This window comes from Curtobacterium sp. PhB146 (assembly GCF_004342995.1).
Taxonomy (GTDB): Bacteria; Actinomycetota; Actinomycetes; order Actinomycetales; family Microbacteriaceae; genus Curtobacterium.
Genome location: NZ_SMBN01000007.1, coordinates 49,039 through 71,610, shown reverse-complemented (window position 1 = coordinate 71,610; position 22,572 = coordinate 49,039). Strand labels below are relative to the sequence as shown.

26 protein-coding genes are annotated in these 22,572 nt (G+C 67.9%); 12 read left to right on the top strand and 14 right to left on the bottom strand.

The features are described from left to right. Positions 1 to 674 precede the first annotated feature (674 nt). Positions 675 to 926 carry a hypothetical protein gene (locus EDF33_RS18525; protein WP_131847359.1) on the bottom strand — a complete coding sequence of 84 codons (252 nt, stop codon included), beginning with the start codon at positions 924 to 926 and terminating at the stop codon, positions 675 to 677. Positions 927 to 1,356: 430 nt separating this feature from the next. Between EDF33_RS18525 and EDF33_RS18520 the strand changes: the two genes are divergently transcribed. After that, positions 1,357 to 1,836 carry a MarR family transcriptional regulator gene (locus EDF33_RS18520; protein ID WP_133938547.1) on the top strand — a complete coding sequence of 160 codons (480 nt, stop codon included), beginning with the start codon at positions 1,357 to 1,359 and terminating at the stop codon, positions 1,834 to 1,836. Further along, a complete protein-coding gene (locus EDF33_RS18515; protein WP_131847355.1) occupies positions 1,833 to 2,045 on the top strand; it encodes a hypothetical protein in 213 nt (70 codons plus the stop codon). Before EDF33_RS18520 ends, EDF33_RS18515 begins: the two co-directional genes overlap by 4 nt. A gap of 428 nt (positions 2,046 to 2,473) precedes the next feature. Here EDF33_RS18515 and EDF33_RS18510 read toward each other — a convergent pair whose 3' ends face one another. Then, positions 2,474 to 3,565, bottom strand: a complete 1,092-nt coding sequence (locus tag EDF33_RS18510; protein WP_131847353.1) for a BLUF domain-containing protein — start codon at positions 3,563 to 3,565, stop codon at positions 2,474 to 2,476. 371 nt (positions 3,566 to 3,936) lie between these two features. Here EDF33_RS18510 and EDF33_RS18505 point away from each other — a divergent pair, with 371 nt between their 5' ends. The 3 genes from EDF33_RS18505 (at position 3,937) to EDF33_RS18495 (ending at position 5,946) form a co-directional block, all read left to right on the top strand. After that, positions 3,937 to 4,683 carry a PP2C family protein-serine/threonine phosphatase gene (locus EDF33_RS18505; protein ID WP_165918878.1) on the top strand — a complete coding sequence of 249 codons (747 nt, stop codon included), beginning with the start codon at positions 3,937 to 3,939 and terminating at the stop codon, positions 4,681 to 4,683. Between the two features lie 223 nt (positions 4,684 to 4,906). Further along, a complete protein-coding gene (locus EDF33_RS18500; protein WP_132100791.1) occupies positions 4,907 to 5,437 on the top strand; it encodes a sigma-70 family RNA polymerase sigma factor in 531 nt (176 codons plus the stop codon). Between the two features lie 47 nt (positions 5,438 to 5,484). Then, positions 5,485 to 5,946 (top strand): DUF4383 domain-containing protein, encoded by a 462-nt coding sequence (locus EDF33_RS18495; RefSeq protein WP_131847347.1) that lies wholly within the window; start codon positions 5,485 to 5,487, stop codon positions 5,944 to 5,946. Positions 5,947 to 6,052: 106 nt separating this feature from the next. Here EDF33_RS18495 and EDF33_RS20300 read toward each other — a convergent pair whose 3' ends face one another. From EDF33_RS20300 to EDF33_RS18450, 9 genes are all read right to left on the bottom strand, one after another. Beyond that, a complete protein-coding gene (locus EDF33_RS20300) occupies positions 6,053 to 6,439 on the bottom strand; it encodes a GNAT family N-acetyltransferase (protein WP_279388079.1) in 387 nt (128 codons plus the stop codon). 104 nt (positions 6,440 to 6,543) lie between these two features. Beyond that, complete coding sequence (locus EDF33_RS18485; RefSeq protein WP_131847343.1) at positions 6,544 to 10,974, bottom strand: FtsK/SpoIIIE domain-containing protein; 4,431 nt, start codon at positions 10,972 to 10,974, stop codon at positions 6,544 to 6,546. Next, the gene (locus EDF33_RS18480) at positions 10,974 to 11,891 is read right to left on the bottom strand and encodes a hypothetical protein (RefSeq protein ID WP_132100789.1); all 918 of its coding nucleotides are present in this window, start codon (positions 11,889 to 11,891) and stop codon (positions 10,974 to 10,976) included. Before EDF33_RS18480 ends, EDF33_RS18485 begins: the two co-directional genes overlap by 1 nt. After that, the gene (locus EDF33_RS18475) at positions 11,888 to 12,598 is read right to left on the bottom strand and encodes a hypothetical protein (protein ID WP_131847338.1); all 711 of its coding nucleotides are present in this window, start codon (positions 12,596 to 12,598) and stop codon (positions 11,888 to 11,890) included. Before EDF33_RS18475 ends, EDF33_RS18480 begins: the two co-directional genes overlap by 4 nt. Then, on the bottom strand, positions 12,595 to 13,230 hold the full coding sequence (locus EDF33_RS18470; RefSeq protein ID WP_131847336.1) for a hypothetical protein: 636 nt from the start codon (positions 13,228 to 13,230) through the stop codon (positions 12,595 to 12,597). The genes EDF33_RS18475 and EDF33_RS18470 overlap by 4 nt, the downstream gene beginning before the upstream one ends. Before the next feature lie 10 nt (positions 13,231 to 13,240). Further along, positions 13,241 to 14,680 carry a hypothetical protein gene (locus tag EDF33_RS18465; protein WP_131847334.1) on the bottom strand — a complete coding sequence of 480 codons (1,440 nt, stop codon included), beginning with the start codon at positions 14,678 to 14,680 and terminating at the stop codon, positions 13,241 to 13,243. Then, positions 14,680 to 14,985 carry a hypothetical protein gene (locus EDF33_RS18460; RefSeq protein ID WP_027467100.1) on the bottom strand — a complete coding sequence of 102 codons (306 nt, stop codon included), beginning with the start codon at positions 14,983 to 14,985 and terminating at the stop codon, positions 14,680 to 14,682. Before EDF33_RS18460 ends, EDF33_RS18465 begins: the two co-directional genes overlap by 1 nt. Before the next feature lie 87 nt (positions 14,986 to 15,072). Then, positions 15,073 to 15,366, bottom strand: coding sequence for a WXG100 family type VII secretion target (locus EDF33_RS18455; RefSeq protein WP_027467101.1), 294 nt, complete (start codon positions 15,364 to 15,366; stop codon positions 15,073 to 15,075). A gap of 258 nt (positions 15,367 to 15,624) precedes the next feature. After that, on the bottom strand, positions 15,625 to 15,831 hold the full coding sequence (locus EDF33_RS18450) for a hypothetical protein (RefSeq protein ID WP_131847332.1): 207 nt from the start codon (positions 15,829 to 15,831) through the stop codon (positions 15,625 to 15,627). 110 nt (positions 15,832 to 15,941) lie between these two features. Here EDF33_RS18450 and EDF33_RS18445 point away from each other — a divergent pair, with 110 nt between their 5' ends. Beyond that, positions 15,942 to 16,328, top strand: coding sequence for a hypothetical protein (locus EDF33_RS18445; protein ID WP_132100788.1), 387 nt, complete (start codon positions 15,942 to 15,944; stop codon positions 16,326 to 16,328). Between the two features lie 10 nt (positions 16,329 to 16,338). Beyond that, positions 16,339 to 16,509 carry a hypothetical protein gene (locus EDF33_RS20295; protein WP_165901488.1) on the top strand — a complete coding sequence of 57 codons (171 nt, stop codon included), beginning with the start codon at positions 16,339 to 16,341 and terminating at the stop codon, positions 16,507 to 16,509. 341 nt (positions 16,510 to 16,850) lie between these two features. Here EDF33_RS20295 and EDF33_RS18440 read toward each other — a convergent pair. Continuing rightward, positions 16,851 to 18,013, bottom strand: a protein-coding gene (locus tag EDF33_RS18440) for an IS3 family transposase (protein ID WP_132100793.1) whose coding sequence is annotated in 2 segments (ribosomal slippage) — positions 16,851 to 17,731 and positions 17,731 to 18,013 — 1,164 coding nt in all. Because the reading frame shifts where the segments join, the coding sequence is not laid out codon by codon here. A 159-nt stretch (positions 18,014 to 18,172) separates the two neighbouring features. Here EDF33_RS18440 and EDF33_RS18435 point away from each other — a divergent pair. From EDF33_RS18435 to EDF33_RS20610, 4 genes are all read left to right on the top strand, one after another. Continuing rightward, a complete protein-coding gene (locus EDF33_RS18435; protein WP_134196120.1) occupies positions 18,173 to 18,481 on the top strand; it encodes a hypothetical protein in 309 nt (102 codons plus the stop codon). Beyond that, on the top strand, positions 18,478 to 18,954 hold the full coding sequence (locus EDF33_RS18430; RefSeq protein WP_131847324.1) for a DUF4411 family protein: 477 nt from the start codon (positions 18,478 to 18,480) through the stop codon (positions 18,952 to 18,954). Before EDF33_RS18435 ends, EDF33_RS18430 begins: the two co-directional genes overlap by 4 nt. A 163-nt stretch (positions 18,955 to 19,117) precedes the next feature. Continuing rightward, positions 19,118 to 19,870, top strand: coding sequence for a metallophosphoesterase family protein (locus EDF33_RS18425; protein WP_132100787.1), 753 nt, complete (start codon positions 19,118 to 19,120; stop codon positions 19,868 to 19,870). Positions 19,871 to 20,168: 298 nt separating this feature from the next. Next, complete coding sequence (locus EDF33_RS20610; RefSeq protein ID WP_243650144.1) at positions 20,169 to 20,462, top strand: hypothetical protein; 294 nt, start codon at positions 20,169 to 20,171, stop codon at positions 20,460 to 20,462. A 189-nt stretch (positions 20,463 to 20,651) separates the two neighbouring features. Here the strand turns inward: EDF33_RS20610 and EDF33_RS18415 are convergent, their stop codons facing one another. After that, positions 20,652 to 21,446, bottom strand: coding sequence for a G5 domain-containing protein (locus EDF33_RS18415; protein WP_243692498.1), 795 nt, complete (start codon positions 21,444 to 21,446; stop codon positions 20,652 to 20,654). Positions 21,447 to 21,526: 80 nt separating this feature from the next. Here EDF33_RS18415 and EDF33_RS18410 point away from each other — a divergent pair, with 80 nt between their 5' ends. Then, entirely contained in the window at positions 21,527 to 21,922 is a 396-nt protein-coding gene (locus tag EDF33_RS18410) for a hypothetical protein (protein WP_132100786.1), read from the top strand. A 221-nt stretch (positions 21,923 to 22,143) separates the two neighbouring features. Here the strand turns inward: EDF33_RS18410 and EDF33_RS18405 are convergent, their stop codons facing one another. Further along, entirely contained in the window at positions 22,144 to 22,545 is a 402-nt protein-coding gene (locus EDF33_RS18405; protein ID WP_131847318.1) for a hypothetical protein, read from the bottom strand. Positions 22,546 to 22,572: the final 27 nt, after the last annotated feature.

Genomic DNA, 22,572 nt, shown 5'->3' with positions numbered 1-22,572 from the left:
CACGTCGGTCCTATGCTGTGTGGAGCGCTCCGCGGCAGTGATGCTTGCGTGACACTCGTTTCCCGTTCGAGAGACTTGCCTTTCCTGCCTTGAGGCTGGTGGGGGAGTGCGCTATCCCGGGGGTGGCGGGATGACCCGAACGTTCCACCGCTCCCGGGAACCCACTTTCGCTGGTAGCGGCATGCCGGACCTATTTGAGCGTCAGCGCGGCCACCAGAAGCGTTGCCGTGACGGCGGCAAGGGTGCCGAGGAGCGCCCATTGCCACCAGTGCATGCGCAGGCTCCCGCGTGGCCGGCGAACGGGAGCGGGCTTCCGCCGTCGAGAAGATGGGTGGCTCATCGGTTGCACGGTACGAGGCGTCGGTTCGTGCAGACTGTGTGGCAGCAGCTGGGTGGTTCCCGTTGCTAGCGGGGTGGGCTGCTACCTGATCCGGCAGCCCACCCCGCGGTTCGATCAACGGGGTGAAGGGAGGCCGGCGTATGAGTGGTGGTGACGTGACGCCGGCATTGCCTGGCGTGTTCTGCCTGGTACTACCGGGCCCGCGTCGAGTGGGAGGGTTCCTGCAGCAGCGGGTCGAGCAGCTCATCCGAGACGCTATCGCCGATGGTGTCCTTCTGGAGGGTGATCAGTTGCCGCCGTACCGGGTCGCTGCGGTGACGTCTGGGTTGAGCATTCACACGAGCCGGTCGATCGTCATCGTCGCCGCCGCACTGCTGACACCGAGCGCCTCCGCGAGGTCTGCTGCGCGCGCGGGGAAGCCGCCGGCTTCTCGCGCGGCGAGGAACTGCACCGTCTGGAAATCATTTGCCTTCAGGCCCATCCGAGCGCGTGCACGGTTCTGGAGCATCGTCTCCGCGACGCGAAGCCGGTTCACTGATTCCAGTAGCAGCACCCCGGCCGGAACGTGCGCACCGTCCTCACCCATCAGGCCCTCCAACCCGCAGCTGCCGGCCGCCTAGCGGCGGCCCGTCCGCATGCCAGTGCGCCAGCCGAGGCCCGGACAGACGTCCGGGCTTCCCGCGCCCTGCAGGGAGCACGCGCCACGACGACGTATCCGGACTGCGCAAGAACCGTGACCGTGTGAGGTTTGCTCGGCGTAGGACATGAGGTGTGGGCGCCTGCCCGTGGTTCGGGTCAGGGGGCAGGCGCCCTCGCGCTACGACGTCCGCTGGTGCGCGTGACGATTCCAACCCGAGCAGCAGCTCGGACGGCCAGCGGCTAGGGTTCCGCGGCGCAGCCCCGTAAACGGCACCGAGCACCACCCGGGTTCGGCCAGGTAGTTTGTGAGGTGCGGGATGGCTGTTGTAAGCCATCGCCCGAGCGCCGCGGAACGGCCGAGTTTGTACGGTGGGGGCATGTCGGAGACGCCTGTTGTACCCGTGGCCGCGTTGCTCGATGCGGTCGAGCGATGCCGGTATGCGGCTGCGCGGCTTGAGCGCACTCGGGCGGCCGCAGGACACACGTCGATCACGGAGCGGGAGGCGCTCCGGTACCTCCGGGCTGCGTCGGCGCGGGATGAGCCGTGCACGCCGAAGCAGCTCGGCGAGCACCTCGGCATCACCACGCCGTCGATGACGAGCCTGCTAGACCGGTTGGAGGCGTCCGGATTTCTCACGCGAGTGCCAAACCCCACCGATCGACGCTCCAGCTACGTGCAGCTGACTCTGGCTACACCGGATCGAGACGACACCGACCCACTTGCCGCGCACATCGCCGCCCTCTGTGCCGCCATTCCCCTAGCGGACGCGGAGATCATTACCCGGTTCCTCAACGACCTCGCAGCCCTCCACCCCACCACAACCACCAGCACCGGAACAGTGAAGGAGACACAATGAGCAACATCACCCCACCCTCCGTCCCAAACGATGACGGTGCCCTCGAGGGGCCCGGCGTGGAAGTGCCCACCACCGACTCGGATGGCACGGTGAAGCCCGCTGGTCTCGGTGACGGCAGCACCATCCCGAACCACCCGGACGGGCTCGCCGCCGGTTACTCCGATACCGACTCGCACTTTAACCCCGAAGAAGACACCCCCACGCAGTAACCCGGTTCTGCTGGGTCCGCGATGGTGCGGACTGGTCACAGACCCACAACTGTCGGATAGTGGAAGGTCCGCCGGGCAGTTCGGGTCCGCACGACGCACCGGGGGTACCGCCGAGCTTCAAGAAATCGGCCGTTACCCCGCACCCCTGGAAATTGACCCCGCTCAGGTCCATGCAGACGGTGCGCTCCGCGGCATCGACGCCGCGGATCTCTCATCGTCGTCTCGGTTCGCGTTCTCCGCGGAGGAGAGTTGAGCGGTGTGCACCATCCCGGGGACGTGCGGGATGACCCGAACGGTCCGCACACCTCCGCAAGCACGAGCCGGGGGTGGGTGCAAACTGTGGAGCAGCAGCGGGGTGGTTCCCGTTGCGAGCGGGGCGGCTGCCACCTATCCGGTGGCCGCCCCGCGCCTCCAACGGGAGCGCGAACCTACTGGGAGCCGAACAGGTCGGGGCGTGCAGTGTGTTCGCGGGTGCGGTCGAGTGGGATCTCGAAGAGGTCAGTACGGCGGTAGTCCTCGGACCAGCCTCGGCGCATGCGTGATGCTGCGCGGTCGAAGGCTTCGATGATGTCGAATCCGGGCACGAGGAGCGACTGCACGCGGAGGCCGTCGTAGAGGGCGAGGAGCTGTTCCGTGGCGCGGGCGGGCTCCATCGTGTTCGGTTCTCGACCAGTACGGATGTCGTGCTCGAGGGCGGTGCGGATGGTCTGCCGGAACCGGAGGTACAGGGTGCGGTAGTAGTCCGCACCCTCGTTTGCTGGGTCGGAGCTTGCTGCAAGGGTTGATGCGAGCAGCCGCATCAGTGCGGGTTCTTCCGAGTACGCGACGATGAGCGCGTGCAGGTATGCGACCGCGCCGTACTGCTCGGCGATGGGCAGCAAGGGCCGAGACAGGGTGCTGGACCACCGGTCGACGGTGGCGGTCAGCAGGCTCTGCCGGGTCGGGAAGTGCTGTCGGAGTGCGTCGACGCTGATCCCTGCGGTGTCGGCGATCTGGTCCATGTCGGCCCGTTCCACGCCGACATCGTGCAGCACCATGATCGCGGCGCTGATGATCTGCAGACGCGGCTCGATCGCATCGCCGACGCCCTGGTCGGTCAATGGTGCGAGGGGGTGCTTCCGGAACCACTCCAGGAGTGCTTTCGCCCGCGATGTGTTGCCGCCGCCCGGGACGGGGTCCGGATGGTCGGTGAACAGGTCGAGAAATCCCGGGATGTCCTTGATGAGAGGGTCGGCGGATTGGAACGCCATCGACCATTCTGGGAATGCCCGCGCACTGATGTGATCGACGGCCACTTCACGGACGTTGATGTGGCGTGGGTCCTGCCGGATCCCGGCGAACCGCTCCCGGACGACGTCGTCGTCGCCTTCGATGATCCCGAGACAGTTGCTGCCCTGATGGGCCAGGATCCCGGTGATGCCCAGCTGCAGGTTCTTCTCCCGGGCGATCACGAGGATCTCCGCGAGCTCCTCGTCCGTGACCGGGCGAGCCATCGTGCTCACGTACACCAGTGACAACATCTGGGACCCCTGTTTCCTTCACGCGTGTCTTACTCGCCCAGACTGGGCCACGCTTCCCGGAAACAGCAACCCGCGACTGGTTGCTGCGTCAGATGGATCACGGACAGTACCGGTGCAGGAGCAGACAGTGGTCGGTGAAAATGCCGACATCGCGGTCGCATCAATCGGAGTTAGTGTCTCCGGCAACCCGGTTTGAGCATGCTCCTGGGTCAACAGGGCGCCTGTTGCTGCACGCAACGGCGTCCAGCCGGGATGGTGTCGCAGGGGCACCATCCCGGACCCCTGCGGGCTGTGCGCCGCTCACAGCGGGTCGGGAGTTGCATACCATCGAGCAGGGGGAAGCAGATGAGACGACGCATCGCGTGGGTGAGATGACGACCGCCACGCGCGCCCCACGCGAGGACGGTGACGACGAACTCGACAGCGCTGACTCCTACTGGATCGACGCGGTCCAGCGAGCGATGCGTCCTGCACCCGCCGTGCTCGACGAGTACACGATCGCGACCACGGCACGGTCTGCGCGAGGGATCTCCGGAGACCTGTCTGATGTCACTGTGGACAGCCAGCGCGGGTACGCCACGGTCACGGTGGGGGACGTCATGGGCAAAGGCCTCGCCTCAGGGGTGCTCGCTGCGAACCTCCTCGGCAGCCTTGAGGTGTTCCGCCAGGAACCACCCGGCGAAGCCGTCGACGCTGCGGAGACCGCGACCCGAGACCACTTCGAACGCGCATCCGCGTTCGCGACCTTGTTCCACGCCCGGCTGCGATTCCGGGATGGACGGATCGAGTTCGTCGACGCGGGCCACGGCCTCACCGCGCACGCCCACACAACCGGTGCCGTTGAACGGATCCCATCGGCGGACTTCCCGATCGGCCTGCAACCCGCCGGGATACCTCGCCTGCCCCGTATCCTCCATCTCGCCCCCGGGGAGCTGCTCCTGATCGTCACCGATGGCCTGTTCGAGCTCCCCGACGCGTCCATGCACACACTCACGCAACTCGCCATCGAACTGCGAACAGCGACGCACCTGCAGCTTGCGCTCACCGCCTTCCTCGAAGCCGCGGGCCCAGACCTCGACGACGACACCACCCTCACCGCGATCCGCCGCCACCCCTGACACAGTGTTGTGGCCATGCGGCGCGTGATGCCATCGCCTCGCTGAGAGATCGATCGGTGCAGGGCAGTGCGCGAACGGCAGGTGCCTGAAGAGGCGTCGGGCTCCAGTTCGACCGCGGAGTACCCGGACGACGTGCGACGCGGTCCCCGGACTGGGGGAAACCGGTCGTGATCCGAACGCCTACGGTGAACCCATCACCAGTAGAAAGATCGGTACGCCCCACATGCCCGGCACCCAACCAACAGCTATCGACCCGTTCACGGCCGCCTACCGGCAGCACGCGTCTGGGTTGCGCGGTTTCGTGGGAACGATCATCATCGACCGTCACCTCGCTGAAGACGTCGTCCATGAAGCGTTCCTCGAGTGGTGGCAGCACCCGGCCCGGTACGACCCGACTCGCGCCACGCTCGAGTCATGGCTGCGCACAATCGCCCATCGACGAGCCATCGATCGGATCCGTAGCCGTGAAGCGTCCCGCCGCCGGGACTTTCGCCTCGGGATCCGCGATCACCACAGCACCGACCACAGCCTCGACCAGTTCGACGCTCACTTCTCACGGGCACGACTCCGTGGAGCGCTGGCAGAGCTGACCGAAAAGCAACGTGAGGCCGTCATCCTCCGCTACCTGGGTGAGCGCAGCACCGAGGAAGTTGCCCGCGACCTGCACACCACCGTCGGAACCGCGAAAACCCGAGTCCGAGACGGGTTGACCGCGCTCCGTCATCGGCTACAACCCCAATCGTCAACCACCTGACCACTCACGCGCCACGCCACCAGCACATCGACCGAAAGGCACCTCTCATGTCCAGCAACGCAGCAGCTCCGCGCACCGGCTTCGCCGCCACCCTCACCCAGAAGGGCGCCCTGCTGTTCGGCGTGGTCTTCCTGATCGTCGGCATCGCCGGCTTCATCCCCGGACTCACCATGGACATGGGGTCCATGTCGATGGCCGGTCACGGATCCATGGCCCTGCTCCTGGGCCTGTTCCAGGTATCCGTCTTGCACAACATCGTGCACTTGCTCTTCGGCATCGTCGGCGTTGCCGCAGCCCGTTCTGCCGGCGGCGCACGGCTCTACCTGCTGGTCGGCGGCATCATCTACGCGGTGCTGTTCATCTACGGCCTCTTCACCGCCAGCATGACCGGCGCGGCGAACTTCGTTCCGCTCAACAGCGCCGACAACGTGCTCCACGCCTTCCTCGCCGTCGCGATGATCATCCTCGGCATCGTCCTGCCCCGAGTCAGCGCACGCGAACGAGCTTGACTTACAAGCGATGATGTGAAGGGCACCGATCACACGATCGGTGCCCTTCACGGTCCCTGGCATGAGACACGGCGCATCTGCTCAACCCGTCTCGGTGAACGATCGGCTACTCAGTCGGACTGTCGGAATTGGTGAACTGTCGGATCCATCGTTCTGCGTTGAGTCCGGTTCCTGGGTCGAGCTGCCGTCTGCCGATGCGCTCGAATCCGTGCTTCGCGTAGAAGCGCTGGGCGCGCAGATTGAACGAGAACACGAGCAGGTGCGCGTCGTCTCCGCCGATCGCGGCGTGGAGGAGATTCGACGCCAACCCTGTTCCGTGTGAGCCCTGATCGACGTACAGGGTCGACAATTCGAGTGCGGGAAGGCCGTCCCGTGCTTCGGATGTGTGCGTCGTGCTGGCGACGCCGAGGAGCCGGCCGTTGGCCGACTCGGCCACGAACACGTGCCGACTTCCGGCACGGACGCGGCGGTGGCGGTGGCAAGGGTCGGACAGGCTGAGATCGCACCCTCGACGTCTGGCGCTGGCTAGCGTGGTCGCATGAAGAAGGCAAGGTTCTCCAGGGGCCCGATGCTCAGGTTGCGCGCAGCGTCGGGGCGTCAGCGCTCCGCGAACGCGACCGCCTCGCTCCCCGTCCTCGTGTTCGCCGTGACCGACGGCACCTGCAGCGTGGACGCGACCCCGGTGCCGAGGTGGACGAGGGCGGTGCCGGGCTCGATGCGGCTGGAGATCGAGGACCGCGAGATCCGGACGCCGATGAGGTCGCCGGCAAGCGTGTCCTGCGGGGAGAGCAGGGCACCGCGACGGTTCTTCTTGGCGTCGACCTGCCAGCCGCCGAAGCCGGCTGCGAGGCCGGTGGTATTCCCGCCGAGCAGGAGCCCCTGCCGGTTATCCGCGGCGGCTCGCCCCCACTCGCGGAGCCACTTCGCGGCGGTGCAGTCGATGAGGAGCTCGCCGTCGTCGACGACGAGGACCGTCGGTCTCCCGGACGCCGTGAGGACGGGGGACAGGTCCTCCACGGTGACGTCGTCGCCGGAGAACACTGCGCGGACCCCGGGCAACCCGTCGAGGTCGCGGACCGCACCCTGGCGTGGCGCCAAAACCACGAGTTCCGTCCCGCCCGCGAGCAGCGACCGCGCCATCGACGCGAGCATCGTCGACCGCCCGGACCGCGACGGGCCCGCGACAATGAAGGTCCCGCCACCGGTCGACAGGTCGACGGTCTGCAGCTCCATGTCGTCGCCGCCGATCCCGGTCACCGCGACCATCGGCGACAGCGACGGCGCTGACTCGAGCGCGAGTGCCCCGTCGAGGTCCAAATCCTTCGGCAGGGCGTCGACGCGGAACGGTCGCGGAGACGGCGGCACGGCGGCACCGGCACGCAGTGACGTCGCGAGGTCTCGGACGGCGGCGGTCTGTCCCGCTCCGGACACGTCTGATCCGAGCGAGGCGAACTGCACCTCGATGCCGGAGTCCGCCCGGAAGCCGCGTCCCGCAGGGATCGTCGCCGGGAGCTTGCGGTGGTTGATGCCACCGAGCGAGTAGTCGAGCCGGTCGGTCAGGCGCAGCACGATCTTGTCGTCGGTGAGCGTCGACATCCGGGACGACAGGAGCGTCCGGTCGCCGGAAACGACGACGTGGATGCCGGCCGCGGCGCCGTCACGCAGCAACGCTTGCAGCGCGTCGGTGAGGGCACCGCCGTCGACCTCGCCGAGCGACGTCGTGAAGTTCTCCCACCGGTCGACGAGCACCAGCACGTGCGGCAGGCGTTCGCCCGGATCGGCGAGGAGCCGCTGCTCGGTGATGTCGGACGCGCTCGCGGCGGCGATGACGTCGTGTCGCCGGGCGGTCTCGCGCGTGAGTCGGTCGATGAGCCGGGTCGCGCGCTCGACCTGGGTGCGCTGCACCACCCCGCCGCAGTGCGGCAGCGTCTGCAGCGACGCCATGGCGCCGTTGCCGCAGTCGATCGCGTACAGGTGCAGTTCGGTCGACGGGATGGACGCAGCGGCGGAGGCCGCGATGGTCCGCAGCGCGAGTGAACGGCCGGAGCCGGGTGCGCCGACGACGTAGAGGTGGCTGAAGCGATCGAGGTCGATCTCGGCGGCGCGCTGCTCCTGGGTGTCGGGGAGGTCCTCCGTGCCGTAGGGGAACCGGAGCACTCCGTCGATCGCGGCGCGGGTCCGTTCCGCGCCGACGGCTGCCGTACCGACGGCATCGAGCGGGAGCAGTTCGGGCAGCGGTGGGAGCCACGGACTGTGCAGGGGACCGATTGCGAGCCGGTCGCGCGCGTCAGCCATCGCGCCGACGAGGACCGACAGGTCGGTCGCAGCCGTCGCGCGGTCGCTCCGGACGGGGCGCGCGGGCGGTGCGGTCGCGAAGTCGCGCCAGTCGAGCACGCGGACGAACGGGAGGCTCGTGGCCGGGTCCTCGTCGCCGGCCCACTTCCCGCCCACGCGAGCGGACTGGAAGGGCACCACCGAGGAGTGCCCGAGGCGCGCGAATGCGCGCCCCGGCACACTCTTCGGGATGCGCGCTGCGTCCGCGATGTCGATGACGTCGGTGCTCTCACCCGAGTCGGTCATGCGGAGGGCGACGCGCAGGTTGGTGTTCGCGCGAATGTCCGGTCCGACCACGCCGCCGGGGCGTTGCGTCGCGAGGATGAGGTGCACGCCGAGCGACCGGCCGCGCTGCGCGATGCCGATCAGCCCGGCGACGAAGTCAGGCAGCTCGGTGACCATGGCCGCGAACTCGTCGATCACCAGGACGAGCCGCGGCATCGCCTCGCCGGCACCGCCGCGCTCCAGGTGCGCCTGGTGGTCCTCGATGTCCTTCGCCCCGGACGCCGCCAGGACGTGCTCGCGACGGGTGAGTTCGGCGCGGAGCGACCGGAGCGCGCGCTCGACGAGGTGCTGGTCGAGGTCGGTGACGAGCCCGACGGTGTGCGGCAGGTCGGACGCCACGCTGAAAGCAGCGCCACCCTTGTAGTCGACGAGCACGAAGGTCATCTGGTCCGGATGGTTCGCGAGCGCGAGCGACGCGACGAGGGTCTGCAGGAACTCGGACTTGCCCGAACCGGTCGTTCCTGCGACGAGACCGTGTGGGCCGTCCTTCACGAGGTCGAGCGCGAACGCCCCGTCGATCCCCACGCCCACAACCGCCGAGGTCGTCGCTGGGCCGCGCTGCCACCGCTCCGCGACGATCGCCCCGGACGGCTGCGGCAGGTCGACCACGTCGAGCAGCCGCGCAGCGTCGGGCACCAGGCCGTCCCCGTCCGAGCCGCTCGTGTCCCGCAGCGGGGACACGGCACGGGCGACGTCGTCGAACCAGTCGTCCTCGACGCGGTCGGCGAGCACGAGCTCCACGGGCGCGGAGAGCTGCCGCCGCAGGACCAGCTCGGTCTCGGTCCGGTGCGTGACGGTCGCGACGCATTCCTCGGGGAGCTGCCACTCCTCCTCGTCGATGCACACCAGTCGGATGCCGCACGCCGGCCCGTCGCGGAGCAGTCCCACGACGCCCGGCATCGCACGCAGCCGACGGGCGCCGTCGAGCACGACGACGATCTCCGGCAAGAAGCGCGCGCGCATCGAGCCGTTCTTGGTTCGCTCGGCCCGGCGCTCGGCGAGCACCTGGGTCAACTCGGCCAGTCGACGACCGATGGTCTCGCCGTCCGCGCCGATGAGGGCGAGAGCGTCCTGCCCGCCGGTCGGCCGCAGGTGCGGGAGCCAGAGCGTCCATGCCCACTGCGGAACGTGCTGCTGCGCGGTGAGCACGACGAACTGCACCTCGCGCGGACTCTGCGTCACGGCGAGCTGCCCGAGCACCCACCGGCCGAGTTCGCGCGGCGACGCTCCGGCCCCGGCGATGCCGAGCACGCCGACCTCGGCGAGCGGCACGGTTACTGGGACGCCCCTGGTGATCCGGTCCTCGTGCGCGAGGCCGTCGAGGTCGCGGTCGTCCTGCACGGTGACCGTCGAGGGCAGGTCACCGATGCCGATCCGGACGTGCAGGTGGTCGGCGTCCGAGGGGCGCCGCTCCCAGAGTCGACGCCCCGGGGTCGTCGCGACGACGCGCAGCGACCCGGCGTCGGACGATGACGACCTGCGCTCGTCCCGCTCGGCGAGCACCGCGGCGTCGATCGCACGCTCGAGCGCCGAGACCCGCTCCCGGTGCTCTGCGGTCTGCTTCCGGTGGCTCTTCTTGCCCGTCCGTCTGGCGGTGACGGTCTGCCCGATGACCATGATCGGCGTCATCGCGGCGAACAGCAGGTAGAACGGCGAGTGGAACACCGTCGCCATGACGATGCCGAACATCGCCGGGACGAACACCATGATCCACGGGATCGCGGACCGCTGCGGCGGCACGGGCGGCTTCGGGATCCGGAACTGCGTCGTCAGAAACGGGGGCAGTAACCGGGGAGGCCGGTTGAAGTCCAGCTGTCCCGAGTCCGGCGGCCGGAGCAGCATGCGATCCACGACCTCGACCGGGCGCACCGTGAGGACGGTCGAACCGAGGCGCACGAGCGCGTCGGGGACCCATGCCATCCACTCGTCGCCGATCTCGTCCTGCTCGATCGTGACCGAACCGGCTGAACCGATTACCGGCTCGTCCGTCGGTGCCTGCCGGACCGTCACGCTCCCGTCGAAGGCGATCCGGGCCTCCAGTCCGGGGTGGTCCGCAGCGTCCGCGCCGACCGTCGGCGACCCGTCGTCAGCGGCTGCGATCCGGAACGTGCCCGGCGAGAGCCGACGCGTCCGGCCTGCGTCGACACCACCGACGACCAGCAGGTGGACGACCCCTCGCTCCGTCTCGGGGCGGTCCGTGCCGCCGACGTGCAGCACTGCACCGTCGACCAACCCGCTCCTGGCGAAGGGGACGTCGCCGTCGGGTGCGTCCTGCGGCATCGCTGCGCCGCCGGTGCGGCGAGCGAGCGCGTCGACGACACTGCGCATCGGGGTCTGGCCCGGTGCGTCGACGAGCACGTCGGAAGAATCGCCTGTGACGTCGTCGACGACGGTGACGACGACGCGCATCAGGCGTCCGCCTCCATCGGGAGCACTGTCGGATCGAGCTGCGTTGATGCCGCAAGGGGCATGGACAGGCCGACGTCCATCCACCGGACCGTCCCGAGGACGTCCGAGACGTGTGTGCCGTCGCGGCGGGCCTCGACCGTCCACCGGGCGAGCGGGTGCGGCGCGGCCGCGACACAGGCCCACCGGCCACCCGGCCGCTCGAGGAGCCGGGCGAGCTCGCGACCGTCCTCCCCGGACGGCACCTTCGCCACGACCAGGAGGCCCGGGGTTGCGTCCGCCGCGACGGCCGCGATCGCGTCGTGCACCGACACGGCCACACCGAACGCGGAGCCGGTACCCACGCTGAGCAAAGCGGTCCCCGTGGCCCACGGAGCGGTGCGAACCTGGTCGACCACGCGGCGGAGCACCGCGTCCCGTGCGGCCTGCTCACCCCGGAGCGCGACGATCCCGCGCACACGACGCAGGTCGACGAGGACGTTCTCGTCACCATCGGTGCCTAGGGAGACCACCGTGGCGAATTCGCTCGGGGCCGGCGCGGTGAGCGGCACGGCCTGCAGCGCCCACATCGGGGCCGACCACGAACGGCCGTCCGGGGTCGCGGCCCATGGCTGCGGCGGTGCGATAGTCGGGGAAGCGAGGTCGAGCCGCACGGTCGTGCCGACCAGGATGCGGACCGCGCCGGGGAAGACGACCCCGGCGGCTGCGCACGAGGCGTCCACCGCGCGGAGGACCCGGTCGATGCCCCACGGCGCGGCCGGGTCACGGCGGACCTGATCGGCCCACGCGAGCGCGTCGGTCGCCGTGCGCCGACGGACGGTGATGATCGTCGGGATCACGAAGGCCAGGGTCCCGAGGAACAGCACGACCGACATCGTCAGGAGCAGGTGCGACTCGGGGTGGGCGAAGGACCAGGTCACGCGGCTCCTCCGAGCTCGGCCAGACGGCGTTCGAGGGTGGTCGGTTCGGCTCCGGGGACGTCGGTCCACCGGAACGTGGTCATGATCGCGTCGAAGAGCGAGACGAGCGCATCGGTGAGCCGCTCGTCGGTGCCCGGGAGGCTGATCGCCGAGAAGGACATCACGACCCATCGGCCGGGCCGATGCGGGACCGGGATCGTGTACACGACCTGGCGGTCGTCCACGACGGGCAGGTCCTCGCCGATGCTGGGGAGCTCGGCGCCGGGGTCGGCGCGACGGACCACCGTCTCCGTGCGAGCGGCGATGCCGCCGTCCACCTCGCGGATGCCGGGGTCGTCCTGCTCCCGACGGTCGGGCAGGGCATCGGCGAGGATCTCCGCGATCACCTGCTCCGGGGCCTCGTCGGACTCGTCGTCCACCTCGGTCTCGATGACGGACACCGGGGGCGTGAAGCTGTCGACGGGCTGCACGGGCAGGTACACCGCCGTCGCGCCGTTGTCGCCGGCCTCGACCACGGTCGCGGTCAGGCGCTTCCGCATCTCCTGCCGCAGCGGTTCGGCACGGTCGCGGGGCAGGTCGTCCGGGAGCGCGTTGGCGATCACCTGCCGGACGATCTCACCGAGTTCTTCGCGATGGGGCACGTCTGCGGGGAGCCGAGCCCACCCCGGCGGGACGACCATGAAGAAGGACGCGGTCGGTTCGGTCATGCGGCCACCTCGTTGCGGATCGCAGCGAGCAGGTCGACGACCTCTGGTCCGAACACCGGGACGACGTCGAGGTCCCTGGTGCGCCAGAGGACGCGGGTGTCGACGGCGGGGCCGTCTCTACCGCCTTCCCGCCGGACCGCACACACCGTCGCCCAGATCGCGCCGTCGTCGTCGAGGTCGTACCGGGTGACGACCGGCCCCTCGCCCCCGACGTGCTCGGGGAGCTCGTCGACCGCGGGCTGCTCCACCGGGAGCCCACCATCGGCACCGGCGAGCTCGAGGAGCGCGCGGGTGCCGCGTGCGTCGTCTCCGTCGGTGACCCCGACCGAGACCACGACGGGGAGCGGCCACCGGTTCGGGACACCGAGACCCGCGACGAGCCGGTCGCCGCCGTAGAGCGAAGCGCGGAACTCGAGCAGGGTGTCGAGTGCCGTCTGCGGGTCGACCTCCCGCCCGTCGTCGAAGATCCGCTGCTCGCCCTCGGCCTCGCGGTCCACGTGCACGATCGCCTCGAACAACCGCAGCACCTCGGCACGCCACTCGGGGGTCGCGTCGGCGACGTCCGGGATGACGAGCCACTGCGGGGACTCGACGTCGATGCTCGACGTGACGGCGGGTGCTGCTGTGGTCATTGCGCTGCTCTCAGACGGCGATCGGGTGCTTGATCGCGTTCCAGTCGTCGGTCCACGGACGCTTCTTGTCCGCGCCGTCGCCGATCGGGTTGATGACGAGCCCGGCGATGGAGTAGTTCTTGCCCCACACGGCCATCCCGCCGTTGACGTAGGTGTGCCACTTCGGGGCGTTCCCGACCAGCGTGCCGAGCCCGTTGGCGCCGCCGAATTTGCCGAGGTCGTTCCGCAGTAGCTGGAAGTCGACGCCGCCGATCCGTTCCGCCCAGCTCGTGAAGCCCTGCCTGGTGAACCGGTCGGCACCGAACTGTTTCGAGATCGTGGCCCAGTCGTTCTTGATCGTCGTGCCGACCTTCGGGATGTTCCACCAGTTCGGGTTGTCCTTGAACTTGCCGGCGAAGTCGTCCAGCTTGTTCAACCCGTTCGTCCTGACCTCGTTGCCCAGCTGGTTGGCGTACCGCACCTTGGTTGCCGACCCAGCGCTCGTCCAGTCCTTGATGGCGGCGTCCCGGATCTTCGAGATCTTCCCGAGGTCGACCTTCGTGGCGTTCTGGATCGCAGTCTTGCCGGCGGTGACGCCCTTGCCGACCGCGACGGAGGTCGCCTTCGTGATCCCGGCACCGACCCCGAGCGTGACCACGCCGACGACCGCCATGACCAGGTCGAACACGTTCCCCTCACCGAGCGCGGTCAACCCGATCTGCGCGACGAGACTGACCCCGGCCGCGACGGCGCCCATGATGGCCAGCACACCGACGCCGGGGATCAGGATCGCCAGCGCAGCCAGGGCTATGCCGATGTACGTGAAGATCTTGACGATCAGCTTCAGCAGCTTCGAGAAGAACGCCTTGATCTTGTCGCCCAGGGTGTCGTGCAGGCCGTCGTCCCATGCCGCGCGGATCGTCGACGCCGCCGCCTTGCCCGCACCGTCGAGTGCCGACAACGCGTTCCGCAGCTTGGTCTTCGCCGCGTCCATTGCGTCGTTCGACCTGGTGGTCGCCGCGTGCTTCGCGTCGATCTGCCCCTGCTCGTCGTCGGTGAGCGGGGGAGCGTCGTCGGCGCGGTTCTCGGAGGGGTCCGGCATCGCCGACGCACTCGCACCCGACTGCTGTGCGGTCTCCGCTGCCTGCAGTGCCGCGGCCGACTCGCTGAGCCCGTCCTCGAGTGCCGGCAGGTACCCCGTCAGCGCATCCCGGATGGCGTCGTACCGGCCTGACATCTTCTGCAGGGACTCCGCGACCTCCTTGCTCTTCTTCCGGACGGCGTCAGCGGTCTCGCCCTTGAACTTGCTGTCGTCGCCGTCGCCGATGCTCTTCAGGACCGCCGCCTCGGAGGTGATCTCCGACGCCATGTCCCTGTAGTACGTGATGAGCTCCTGCATCACGCCGGTGTCCGCGATCACCGGGTCGGTGGACTCGCCGAGCAAACCCCAGTTGCCCTCGCGCACCGGCATCAGGCGTTCCCCGCGTCCGTCGTCTCGGTGGTGAGCTTCTCGCTGAGGTCGTGCTCAAGGTCCGTCCAGTTCTGAGTGACCTTCTGCATCTTGTCCCGCAAACCGGCGATGGCGCCCTTCATCTTGTTGCGGTGGATCTTCCAGTCGCCGGAGAAGTCGTTCATGGCCTTGTACACGTCGTGCTGGCCGTAGACCTGGTCGAGCGCGCGGTCGTCGGACTTCTGGTGCTCCAGCTCGTCCGAGATGTGCTGCAGCTTGGTGGTCGAGTCCTCGAGGACTTCCTTCGTGATGATGAGGTCTGCCATGACTGCTCCTGGTCGGTGAACGGGATCGGAACCGGATCGGCCCCGGTGCTCGTCGTCATGACGAGGACCGGGACCGATTCGCGGTCGCTACTTGATGGCGTTCGCGAGTTCCTGGTCGGTCTGCTGGAGCGCCTCGGACGCCTTGTTCAGGTACATCGACATGCCCTCGAGGCCCTCGATCGTCTTCGTCGCACCGTCGTTGAACTCCTGGTACGAGCTGCCGAAGGCAACCGACGACTGGTCCGTGACGTAGCCACCCGAGATGAGGGAGTCCACCAGCGACTTCAGCTCACGCAGCTTCGAGGTGATGTCCTGCTCACCGTTCACGAGTCGGGTCGCGGCGTCCTGCATCTCGCCGTAGGTCACGTTCAAGTTGGGCATTGCCTGCTCCTGTCGTTCGTCTGCACCCCCGATCGAGGGACAGATCAGAGGTTATTTCACGATGGAACCGGTTGCCGGGGTACGTTTCCCGACGTGTTGCGGAGTGCACTTCTTCACACGATTGTGCAGATTCCAGTACATCGCCGCCGGCACACGGTCGATGCCGAGCGGTATTCGTATGTCACCCGTTATGAAATTCTGGGCCATCCGGCGTGTCGGGACGCGCCGAGCGGATGTCCGGTCCCCCGAAAGGAGGACTCAGAAACCGTGCACCAACGCGCCGGACGCCTCCTTGTCGCCGGGGACCCGCTCCTGGTCCGAGCCCCACCCGGTCTGTTTGACGCCCTGGCTGTAGGTGAACGGGTTCGTCCAGCTGGCGACGACACGGCCGCCGGCGACGTACTTGTGCCACGCGGGGAGCGCGGCGATGTCCGCGCCGTAGTCGCGCTTCATGGTGACTTTCATCGCGTCCATCTCGATCTGCCGGTTGACGCTGAAGACCGCGCAAGAGCCCAACAGCGGTTGCGGTCATGGACGATCGGCATCGCCTGCCGTTATATCGAGGGCATCGGTGCGTGGTTGACCACAGTGCGGCACCGGTCACGTACCCGGTTGTCGCGGACCCGAAGATCACCGCGGGGATCACGGGCACGCCCTACAGCCCGGGCGCCTACATCAACCTGACCGGCGCGGAAATGAAGGCGATCGCCACGGCCGCGACCGCGATCGCCGGACTCAGCGCCGTCGCCATCTGCTCAGGAACGACCAAGCTCCCGTCACCAGTGGCAAAAGTCGCGGCGGTCCTGTGCACCGCCGCTGGAGGTGTGACGGTGAAGGCAGTCTTCAAGAGCATCGCCAAGATCTACTCGAACAAGAAGTACGCCAGCAACTCCTGCTACCAGACCAAGGTCGGCTCCGCGAAGCCCTTCGTGAAGACCGCCCGCAAGAACTGCAGCAGTTAGGGTCGATCCGATGTTGCTGAAGTTCATCGCGGTACCGATCGTCGTCCTCGGCCTGATCGGCTTCCTCACCGACACCAGTTGGTGGTTGCTCGCCATCCTTGGAGCTGCCTCGGCGCTTGCACTCATCGCGGGCGACGCCCTGATCGCTCGACACAAACGGCGGACGTCACCACGCCGATAGAGCAATGACGTAACAGAGCCCCAGCACCCAACGGTGCTGGGGCTCTCGCGTTGCGTCTCACGTCACAACCGTGTGAAGGATCGTGCCCAGAATCGGGCAGATCAGCGTGGACCACCACACACCCGGATCCCCAGATCTCCGCGGGCGCCGGATTCACTGCCGAGGCGTGCGGTAGCCGATCGGCTGTCGGACACGTCATCCGCCGGGAAATCGCCCCATCCACTTGTGCACGAGACTCCCTTCCCACCGCATCCCTGCCGACGACGGTCGGGGTCGCTAGGGTCATGGAAGGATCGACCCACACAGAATGGGACTGCTGCAGGTTTGGTTGACTCGTTCGATTAGGCCGGGAGTGCGACCTGTGGGTTGATGATCGTCTCGTACTCGATCGGGGTCAACTTCCCCAGACCACGTTGGCGCCGTTTCCGGTGGTAGGTCGCTTCGATCCAGGTGATGATCGCGAGCCGGAGCTCGTCCCGGGTCGCCCAGCGTCTCCGGTTGAGGACGTTCTTCTGCAGGAGCGCGAAGAATGATTCCATCGCAGCGTTGTCCGCGCACGCGCCGACCCGCCCCATCGATCCGAGCAGCCCGACGTCCGATAGCGCCCGGACGAACTTCTTCGATCGAACCTGGCTGCCCCGATCCGAATGGACCACCGTCCCTGACGGGTTCCGGCGGTGCACCGCCATCTGCAGAGCCGCGACGGCGAGCGAGGACCGCATCCGGTCACTGATCGAGTAGCCGACGATGCGCCGCGAGCACGCGTCCTTGATCGCGCAGAGGTAGAGCTTGCCCTCACCGGTCGGGTGCTCCGTGACGTCCGTCAGCCAGAGCTTGTCGAGGTCTGGTGCCGTGAACGCACGCCGGACCCGGTCGTCGTGCACCGGCGGCCCGGCCTTGCGATTCAGGCCGCGCTTCTTCGCATGCAGCGACCAGAGCCGCTGCTGCGAGCACAGCCGCCACACCCGCCGCTCTGATGCTCGGTGGCCGGCAGCATGAAGGTCATCGGCGATGAACCGGTATCCGAACGTCGGATCGTCGCGGTGCGCATCGATCGTTGCGTTGGTCAGGTGCGCGTCCGCCCAGTCGCGATCGGTCACCGGATCGACACGCCACCGATAGAAGGCCTGCTTCGAGAAGCCCAACACCCGGCAGGCCACCGCGACCGGGATCCGATCGTCGGCGAGTTCGAGGACCAGCGGGTAGATCATTTTGGGAGTTGCGACTGGGCGAAGTACGCGGCCGCCCGGCGGAGGATCTCGTTCTCCTGCTCGAGCAGCCGGATCCGTTTCTGCGCGTCTCGCAGCTCCGCTTGCTCGACAAATTTCGCCGACGGCGACGCTGCAACCCTGATGCCGTCGTCGCGGTCCGCGAGCCGCAACCAGCGGGCCAGGCAGGACTCGGACACGCCGAAGTCCTTCGCGACCTGCCGCACCGACGTCTCGCCCTTCCGGGCGACCGCGATCACGTCGCGGCGGAACTCTTCCGGATACGCCTTCACCATGGCGCACATCCTTCCAGCAGGAGCCAACGCCCCTACCCGTCAGGAGTCAACCAAACCTGCAGCAGTCCCGAGGTACTGATGCCTGCCGCAGATGTGCGAAGACGCGTAACGCGCGGCGGTCGGGCTGACATGGTGCGCCAGGTCATCAGCACGTACGGGGTGAGCACGCTCGCGGCCGCGATCCGCCTACACAGCCTGCAGCTGATCGAGACGGTGGACCTGGAACAGGTTCGGCAGGAGTCCGATGACGTCTGGCAGCGCGAACGCGACCAGCTCAGCGCCGCCGACGGCCACCCGCCGTACGCGACGCTGCGATACCGCGACCTCGGCCCGACCTATGTCGGCCGAGTGATGCGAGCCCTGCACCAGAACCGCGTTGACTACCTCGAGGCCAGCTACATGCTCGGCGCGAAGATCCCCACGGTCGAGAAGCTCGAGCAGGAGTACCAACGACGAGGTAGCCAGTGACCGACTACACACTCGACACGAACATCCTCATCCTGCTCAACCGGCACTACCCGCGCGACATTTTCCCCGGCCCCTGGACCGAACTCGAAGCGCTCATCGACGCCCGGCACGCCTGCATCTGCCGGGAAGTCCTCGACGAACTCGCCCGCGGCGGCGACCAGCTGCACAGCTGGGCGAAGAACGAGACCGGTTTCGTCTGCGAGATCACCGCCGAGGAAATCCCGATCGTCGACGCGATCAGCATCGCGCACCCCGGCTGGGTGCAAGGCACCGCCAATGCCGCGGATCCATGGCTGATCGCACACGCAGCGGCCAGTGGCCGAACGATCGTCACAGAGGAACGCCGCGCTGGCGACAACGTGCAAGACCAAAACCAAAAGATCCCCACCGTCGCCACCGAACAACAGGTCGACACGATCAACTTCTTCGCGCTTGCACGCGCCGAAGGATGGCAGTTCTCCTCCAACGTGTGATCATCCTTGGACCGAATGTGGTCCCGGTTGAGGATCCGCTAACGGGCGCGCGAGGGGGTTCAGGATGCGGCTACGCCGGGCGATCAGCGGTGGGTTCCGAGTTGCGCGATGGTCCGATGATGATGCGACCGACCGTCTTTGGTGGCGCTGCTACGGTCTTCTTGTGCGGATAGCAGCCATTTCCGACGTCCACGGGAACGTCTTCGCCCTCGAAGCAGTGCTCGACGAAATTAGTTCCTTGCAGATCGATCTCATCGTGAACCTCGGCGATCTCCTCTCTGGTGGTGTCCGACCCGCGGAGACTGCCGATCTGCTCATGCGGACCCCTGCGGTCACCGTCCGCGGCAACCATGAACGGCAACTCCTCGAGCTCCCGCGAGACCAGATGAGCCGGTCCGACTCGCTCGCTGCGGACGAAATCACCGCGACGCACCGACAGTGGATCGCGTCACTTCCCGCGCGCGTGGTGCCCGTTCCGGGCGTTCTCGCGTTCCACGGGGCACCCGATGACGACCTGGTGTACCTGCTCGAAACCGTCACTCCCGACGGGGTCCGTGCCGCCACGATGGACGAGGTCGTCGCGCGACTCGGCGGGCTTCCGGACGAACGGCTGCTCCTGTGCGGCCACACACATCTGCAGCGGCAGCTGCGGCTCAGCAACGGTGCGCTCGTCGTGAACCCTGGAAGTGTGGGCTGGCCGGCGTACGACGACGATCGGCCCCACCCGCATGTGATCGAAGCGGGCTCACCAGAGGCGCGTTTCGCGGTTATCGAGGATGTGGCCGGCTCCTGGGAAGCCACCTTTTACAGCGTCGCTTACCCGATCGAGACGGCCGCGGAGGTCGCGCGCGCGAACGAGCGTCCAGATGTCGAGTACGCGCTACGCACGGGCCGCATGCCCAGCAGCGGCAAGTAGCGAACCGTTGCCGGAATACTCAAACGGGGGGCGTTGACATCGTCGTGCCATCCGACCGCTTCGCGGCTGCGCGGTTCAGCCCTATGCGATTCGAGAACAGTCACCGGCCAAACCCGCACGTGGCTGAGGCGGTACTCGACGCTGCGCGACTGGCACCCTCTGCCGGAAACTCGCAGCCGTGGGGTTTCATCGTTGGCCTTCGCGGAGACACCACACACTCGCGGTTCTCACGCCGCCTCGCGCGGAGTTCGGCCCAGTGGGCGCCGGACGCGGACTTCTTGTCGCGAACCTCACCCAAGTGCGCATCATCGACAGCGACATGGAGTACTCCGAGTTCGCACGGTACGACCTCGGGCAGGCAGTAGCGCACATGACCTTCGAAGCGCATCGTCGCGGGCTGTCCGCCCACCAGTTCAGAGCATTCGACAGGGAGGCACTCAGCCACGAGTTCTCCCTCCCAGGGCACCTCGAGCTGACGAGCATGACAGCATTCGGCGTCCCGGCGCACGCAATTGGTGAGGTCGTGGGACCCGGTACGAATCGTCAACGGCTCTCACACGATGAGATCCTTTGGAGCCAAACCGATGGATGAACGACCACGGCACGCTGCTCGCTGAACCCAGCGTCGCCCCCCCCGATCCGCATCGCAGTCACTCACTCACTCAGCGATCCTGATCCGAACGCGCGATGAGGCAGCTCGGGGACTGCAGCAGTCCCATGGCTGCTCCGGGCCGGTGTCCATTGCGGGTCGGAACGGTTGCGCCTTCAGTCAAGATTCGCATCATTTGTAGAACTGGGCGACGCCGCCGTGGTGTGAGCACGCGCCTTGGTGGTGCGCAGCGTACGAGAGAGAACCGTCAACACAGAGAGCGGTGGCGCCGCCCCCGTCGGGCACGGCCGGTGCCGGTGCAGGCGCCGGCGCCGGGGCTGGTGCGACGTATGTGCCGACGCTTGTGACCTGCGCCACTGGTGGTGTGGTGACTTCCTGGAGAACCTGTTGGCGTCTGGTCTCTTTGCCGTCGGTGATCGTGACGCGGTACGTCGTGGTCTGGACGCCGCGGACGCCTTTGGTCGTCACGGTGGTCGTGCCCTGCGCGAGAGTGTCGTTTTCGACGGTCGTGGACTCGAACGGGATTCTGGCGGTCTCGGTGACGAGCTTCGTCGTTACCGTCGGTGTCGGTGTCGGTGTCGGTGTCGCCGCCGCGTGTGGTGTCTTGGTGGGGGCGGGGGAGGCGGCCATCGCCGCCGGCTGATCGGCTGCGGGACTCGACGGGTGCGCGGCGCCGAAGGCTGATCCAGAGCCGAGGAGTACAACGAAAGCGAGCCCTGCCCCGAGCGCCGCTGCGGAGCGTTTCCGGGGGAGCCTGAGCCAGGTGGTGCGCCGGAACAGCAGACCGTAGACGGCAGTGATCAGGACTACGAGGGCGGTCATCAGGAGCATCGACCACACACCGCCCGAAGCGAGAGCGATCAGCGCCAGCACCAAGGTGACGACGATCCCGACCCACGTCGCGGTGGGGAGCTTCCTGCGGTTGGTGCCGATCGGGCGGTGGCTGCTCGGGCGGTGTGAAGGCATTGCGGCTCCCTGGTGATGAGGACCGCACAAGTCTGCGGGGCTGCTCAGCTCAACGCTTTCCCCCAGATCGGGGGTGCGTTGTGCGCCAACGACATCGGCGGAAGACCGCGCCGAAGGACGCCGCCCGGTTCCTCGCGGTCGCGCTGACCCGCCACGCCGCCACCCGGTACGCGTCCGGCATGGTGTCCGCCCGCGGGCTGCTCGGCATCGAGACCACCGGGTGGGAGGGCGACACGCTCTCCCAGTGGGTCGAGGAACACCCCACGAAGGGGCTGCACCTGTCCCTCGCGGTGGTGTTCTCCGGGTTCGAGAACATCGCGAACCGTGAGTGGTGGCGCACCCCGGACGCGGAGTCCCGCGGCTACCTGAACCAGTTGGCCGCGTGGGGGTACCCGCTCAGCCACGTCGAGCAGTTGGCCGCAGGCATCCAGCCCGACCCCGACCAGGCGGACGGCGAGGACGCGGCAGCCGAGTAGGTGACACGGCATGAGGGTCGCAGCCAGCGGCCCTCACGCCCACGCGGCACCGGTTCGTGTCCCATCCGACACCGAAAATGTCCCACGGACTCTCCCGACGTCCGTGGGCTGCGCGTCGGCTTCGCCACCGCATGAGGGGCGTGCCCCTCATCGCTCCCCAGCGCTGCTCGACGGACCTCGCACCGTGACGACACCGCAGAGCGGCGCCGCATCAATCCCGCTCAGACGCCCGCAGGATCCGCCGCCGGCGACGTTGACGAGCGATCCTGGGTGGCCCATGCGATCTGGTGGTCGTCGCAGAACCGTCCCGGCGGTTCCTCGCCCGTGTCGAGGTCCAGTAGCTCCCACGCTTCCGGACCGGCCTGAGCGGTGCAGCCGGCGACGTCGCACGGCTCGAGTACAGCGAACTGCACCCAGAACGCGTTCGACACGACAATCGCGGTCGGCGCGGTCGTCGCTGCCGCATATGGGTCTGCGGCCGCGGACGGCAGGGGCTTGGGTACCAGCTCGAGCAGCGCGTCTGCTGGCTGAATCCGGGTTCGGCTCTGTTTCCTACGGCCGCCGCGACGAGATCCCATACCGGCGATGCTGCCAGCGGCACCATCGACGCTGCTGTACGACATGCCGTCGTTGGGAGGTGAAACCGGGGC

Coding starts and splice junctions, on each gene's coding strand:
- EDF33_RS18525 (WP_131847359.1), bottom strand. CDS start 926: ATGGGTGAGGACGGTGCGCACGTTCCGGCCGGGGTGCTGCTACTGGAA.
- EDF33_RS18520 (WP_133938547.1), top strand. CDS start 1,357: ATGTCGGAGACGCCTGTTGTACCCGTGGCCGCGTTGCTCGATGCGGTC.
- EDF33_RS18515 (WP_131847355.1), top strand. CDS start 1,833: ATGAGCAACATCACCCCACCCTCCGTCCCAAACGATGACGGTGCCCTC.
- EDF33_RS18510 (WP_131847353.1), bottom strand. CDS start 3,565: ATGTTGTCACTGGTGTACGTGAGCACGATGGCTCGCCCGGTCACGGAC.
- EDF33_RS18505 (WP_165918878.1), top strand. CDS start 3,937: ATGACGACCGCCACGCGCGCCCCACGCGAGGACGGTGACGACGAACTC.
- EDF33_RS18500 (WP_132100791.1), top strand. CDS start 4,907: ATGCCCGGCACCCAACCAACAGCTATCGACCCGTTCACGGCCGCCTAC.
- EDF33_RS18495 (WP_131847347.1), top strand. CDS start 5,485: ATGTCCAGCAACGCAGCAGCTCCGCGCACCGGCTTCGCCGCCACCCTC.
- EDF33_RS18485 (WP_131847343.1), bottom strand. CDS start 10,974: ATGCGCGTCGTCGTCACCGTCGTCGACGACGTCACAGGCGATTCTTCC.
- EDF33_RS18475 (WP_131847338.1), bottom strand. CDS start 12,598: ATGACCGAACCGACCGCGTCCTTCTTCATGGTCGTCCCGCCGGGGTGG.
- EDF33_RS18470 (WP_131847336.1), bottom strand. CDS start 13,230: ATGACCACAGCAGCACCCGCCGTCACGTCGAGCATCGACGTCGAGTCC.
- EDF33_RS18465 (WP_131847334.1), bottom strand. CDS start 14,680: ATGCCGGTGCGCGAGGGCAACTGGGGTTTGCTCGGCGAGTCCACCGAC.
- EDF33_RS18460 (WP_027467100.1), bottom strand. CDS start 14,985: ATGGCAGACCTCATCATCACGAAGGAAGTCCTCGAGGACTCGACCACC.
- EDF33_RS18455 (WP_027467101.1), bottom strand. CDS start 15,366: ATGCCCAACTTGAACGTGACCTACGGCGAGATGCAGGACGCCGCGACC.
- EDF33_RS18450 (WP_131847332.1), bottom strand. CDS start 15,831: ATGAAAGTCACCATGAAGCGCGACTACGGCGCGGACATCGCCGCGCTC.
- EDF33_RS20295 (WP_165901488.1), top strand. CDS start 16,339: ATGTTGCTGAAGTTCATCGCGGTACCGATCGTCGTCCTCGGCCTGATC.
- EDF33_RS18415 (WP_243692498.1), bottom strand. CDS start 21,446: ATGCCTTCACACCGCCCGAGCAGCCACCGCCCGATCGGCACCAACCGC.
- EDF33_RS18405 (WP_131847318.1), bottom strand. CDS start 22,545: ATGTCGTACAGCAGCGTCGATGGTGCCGCTGGCAGCATCGCCGGTATG.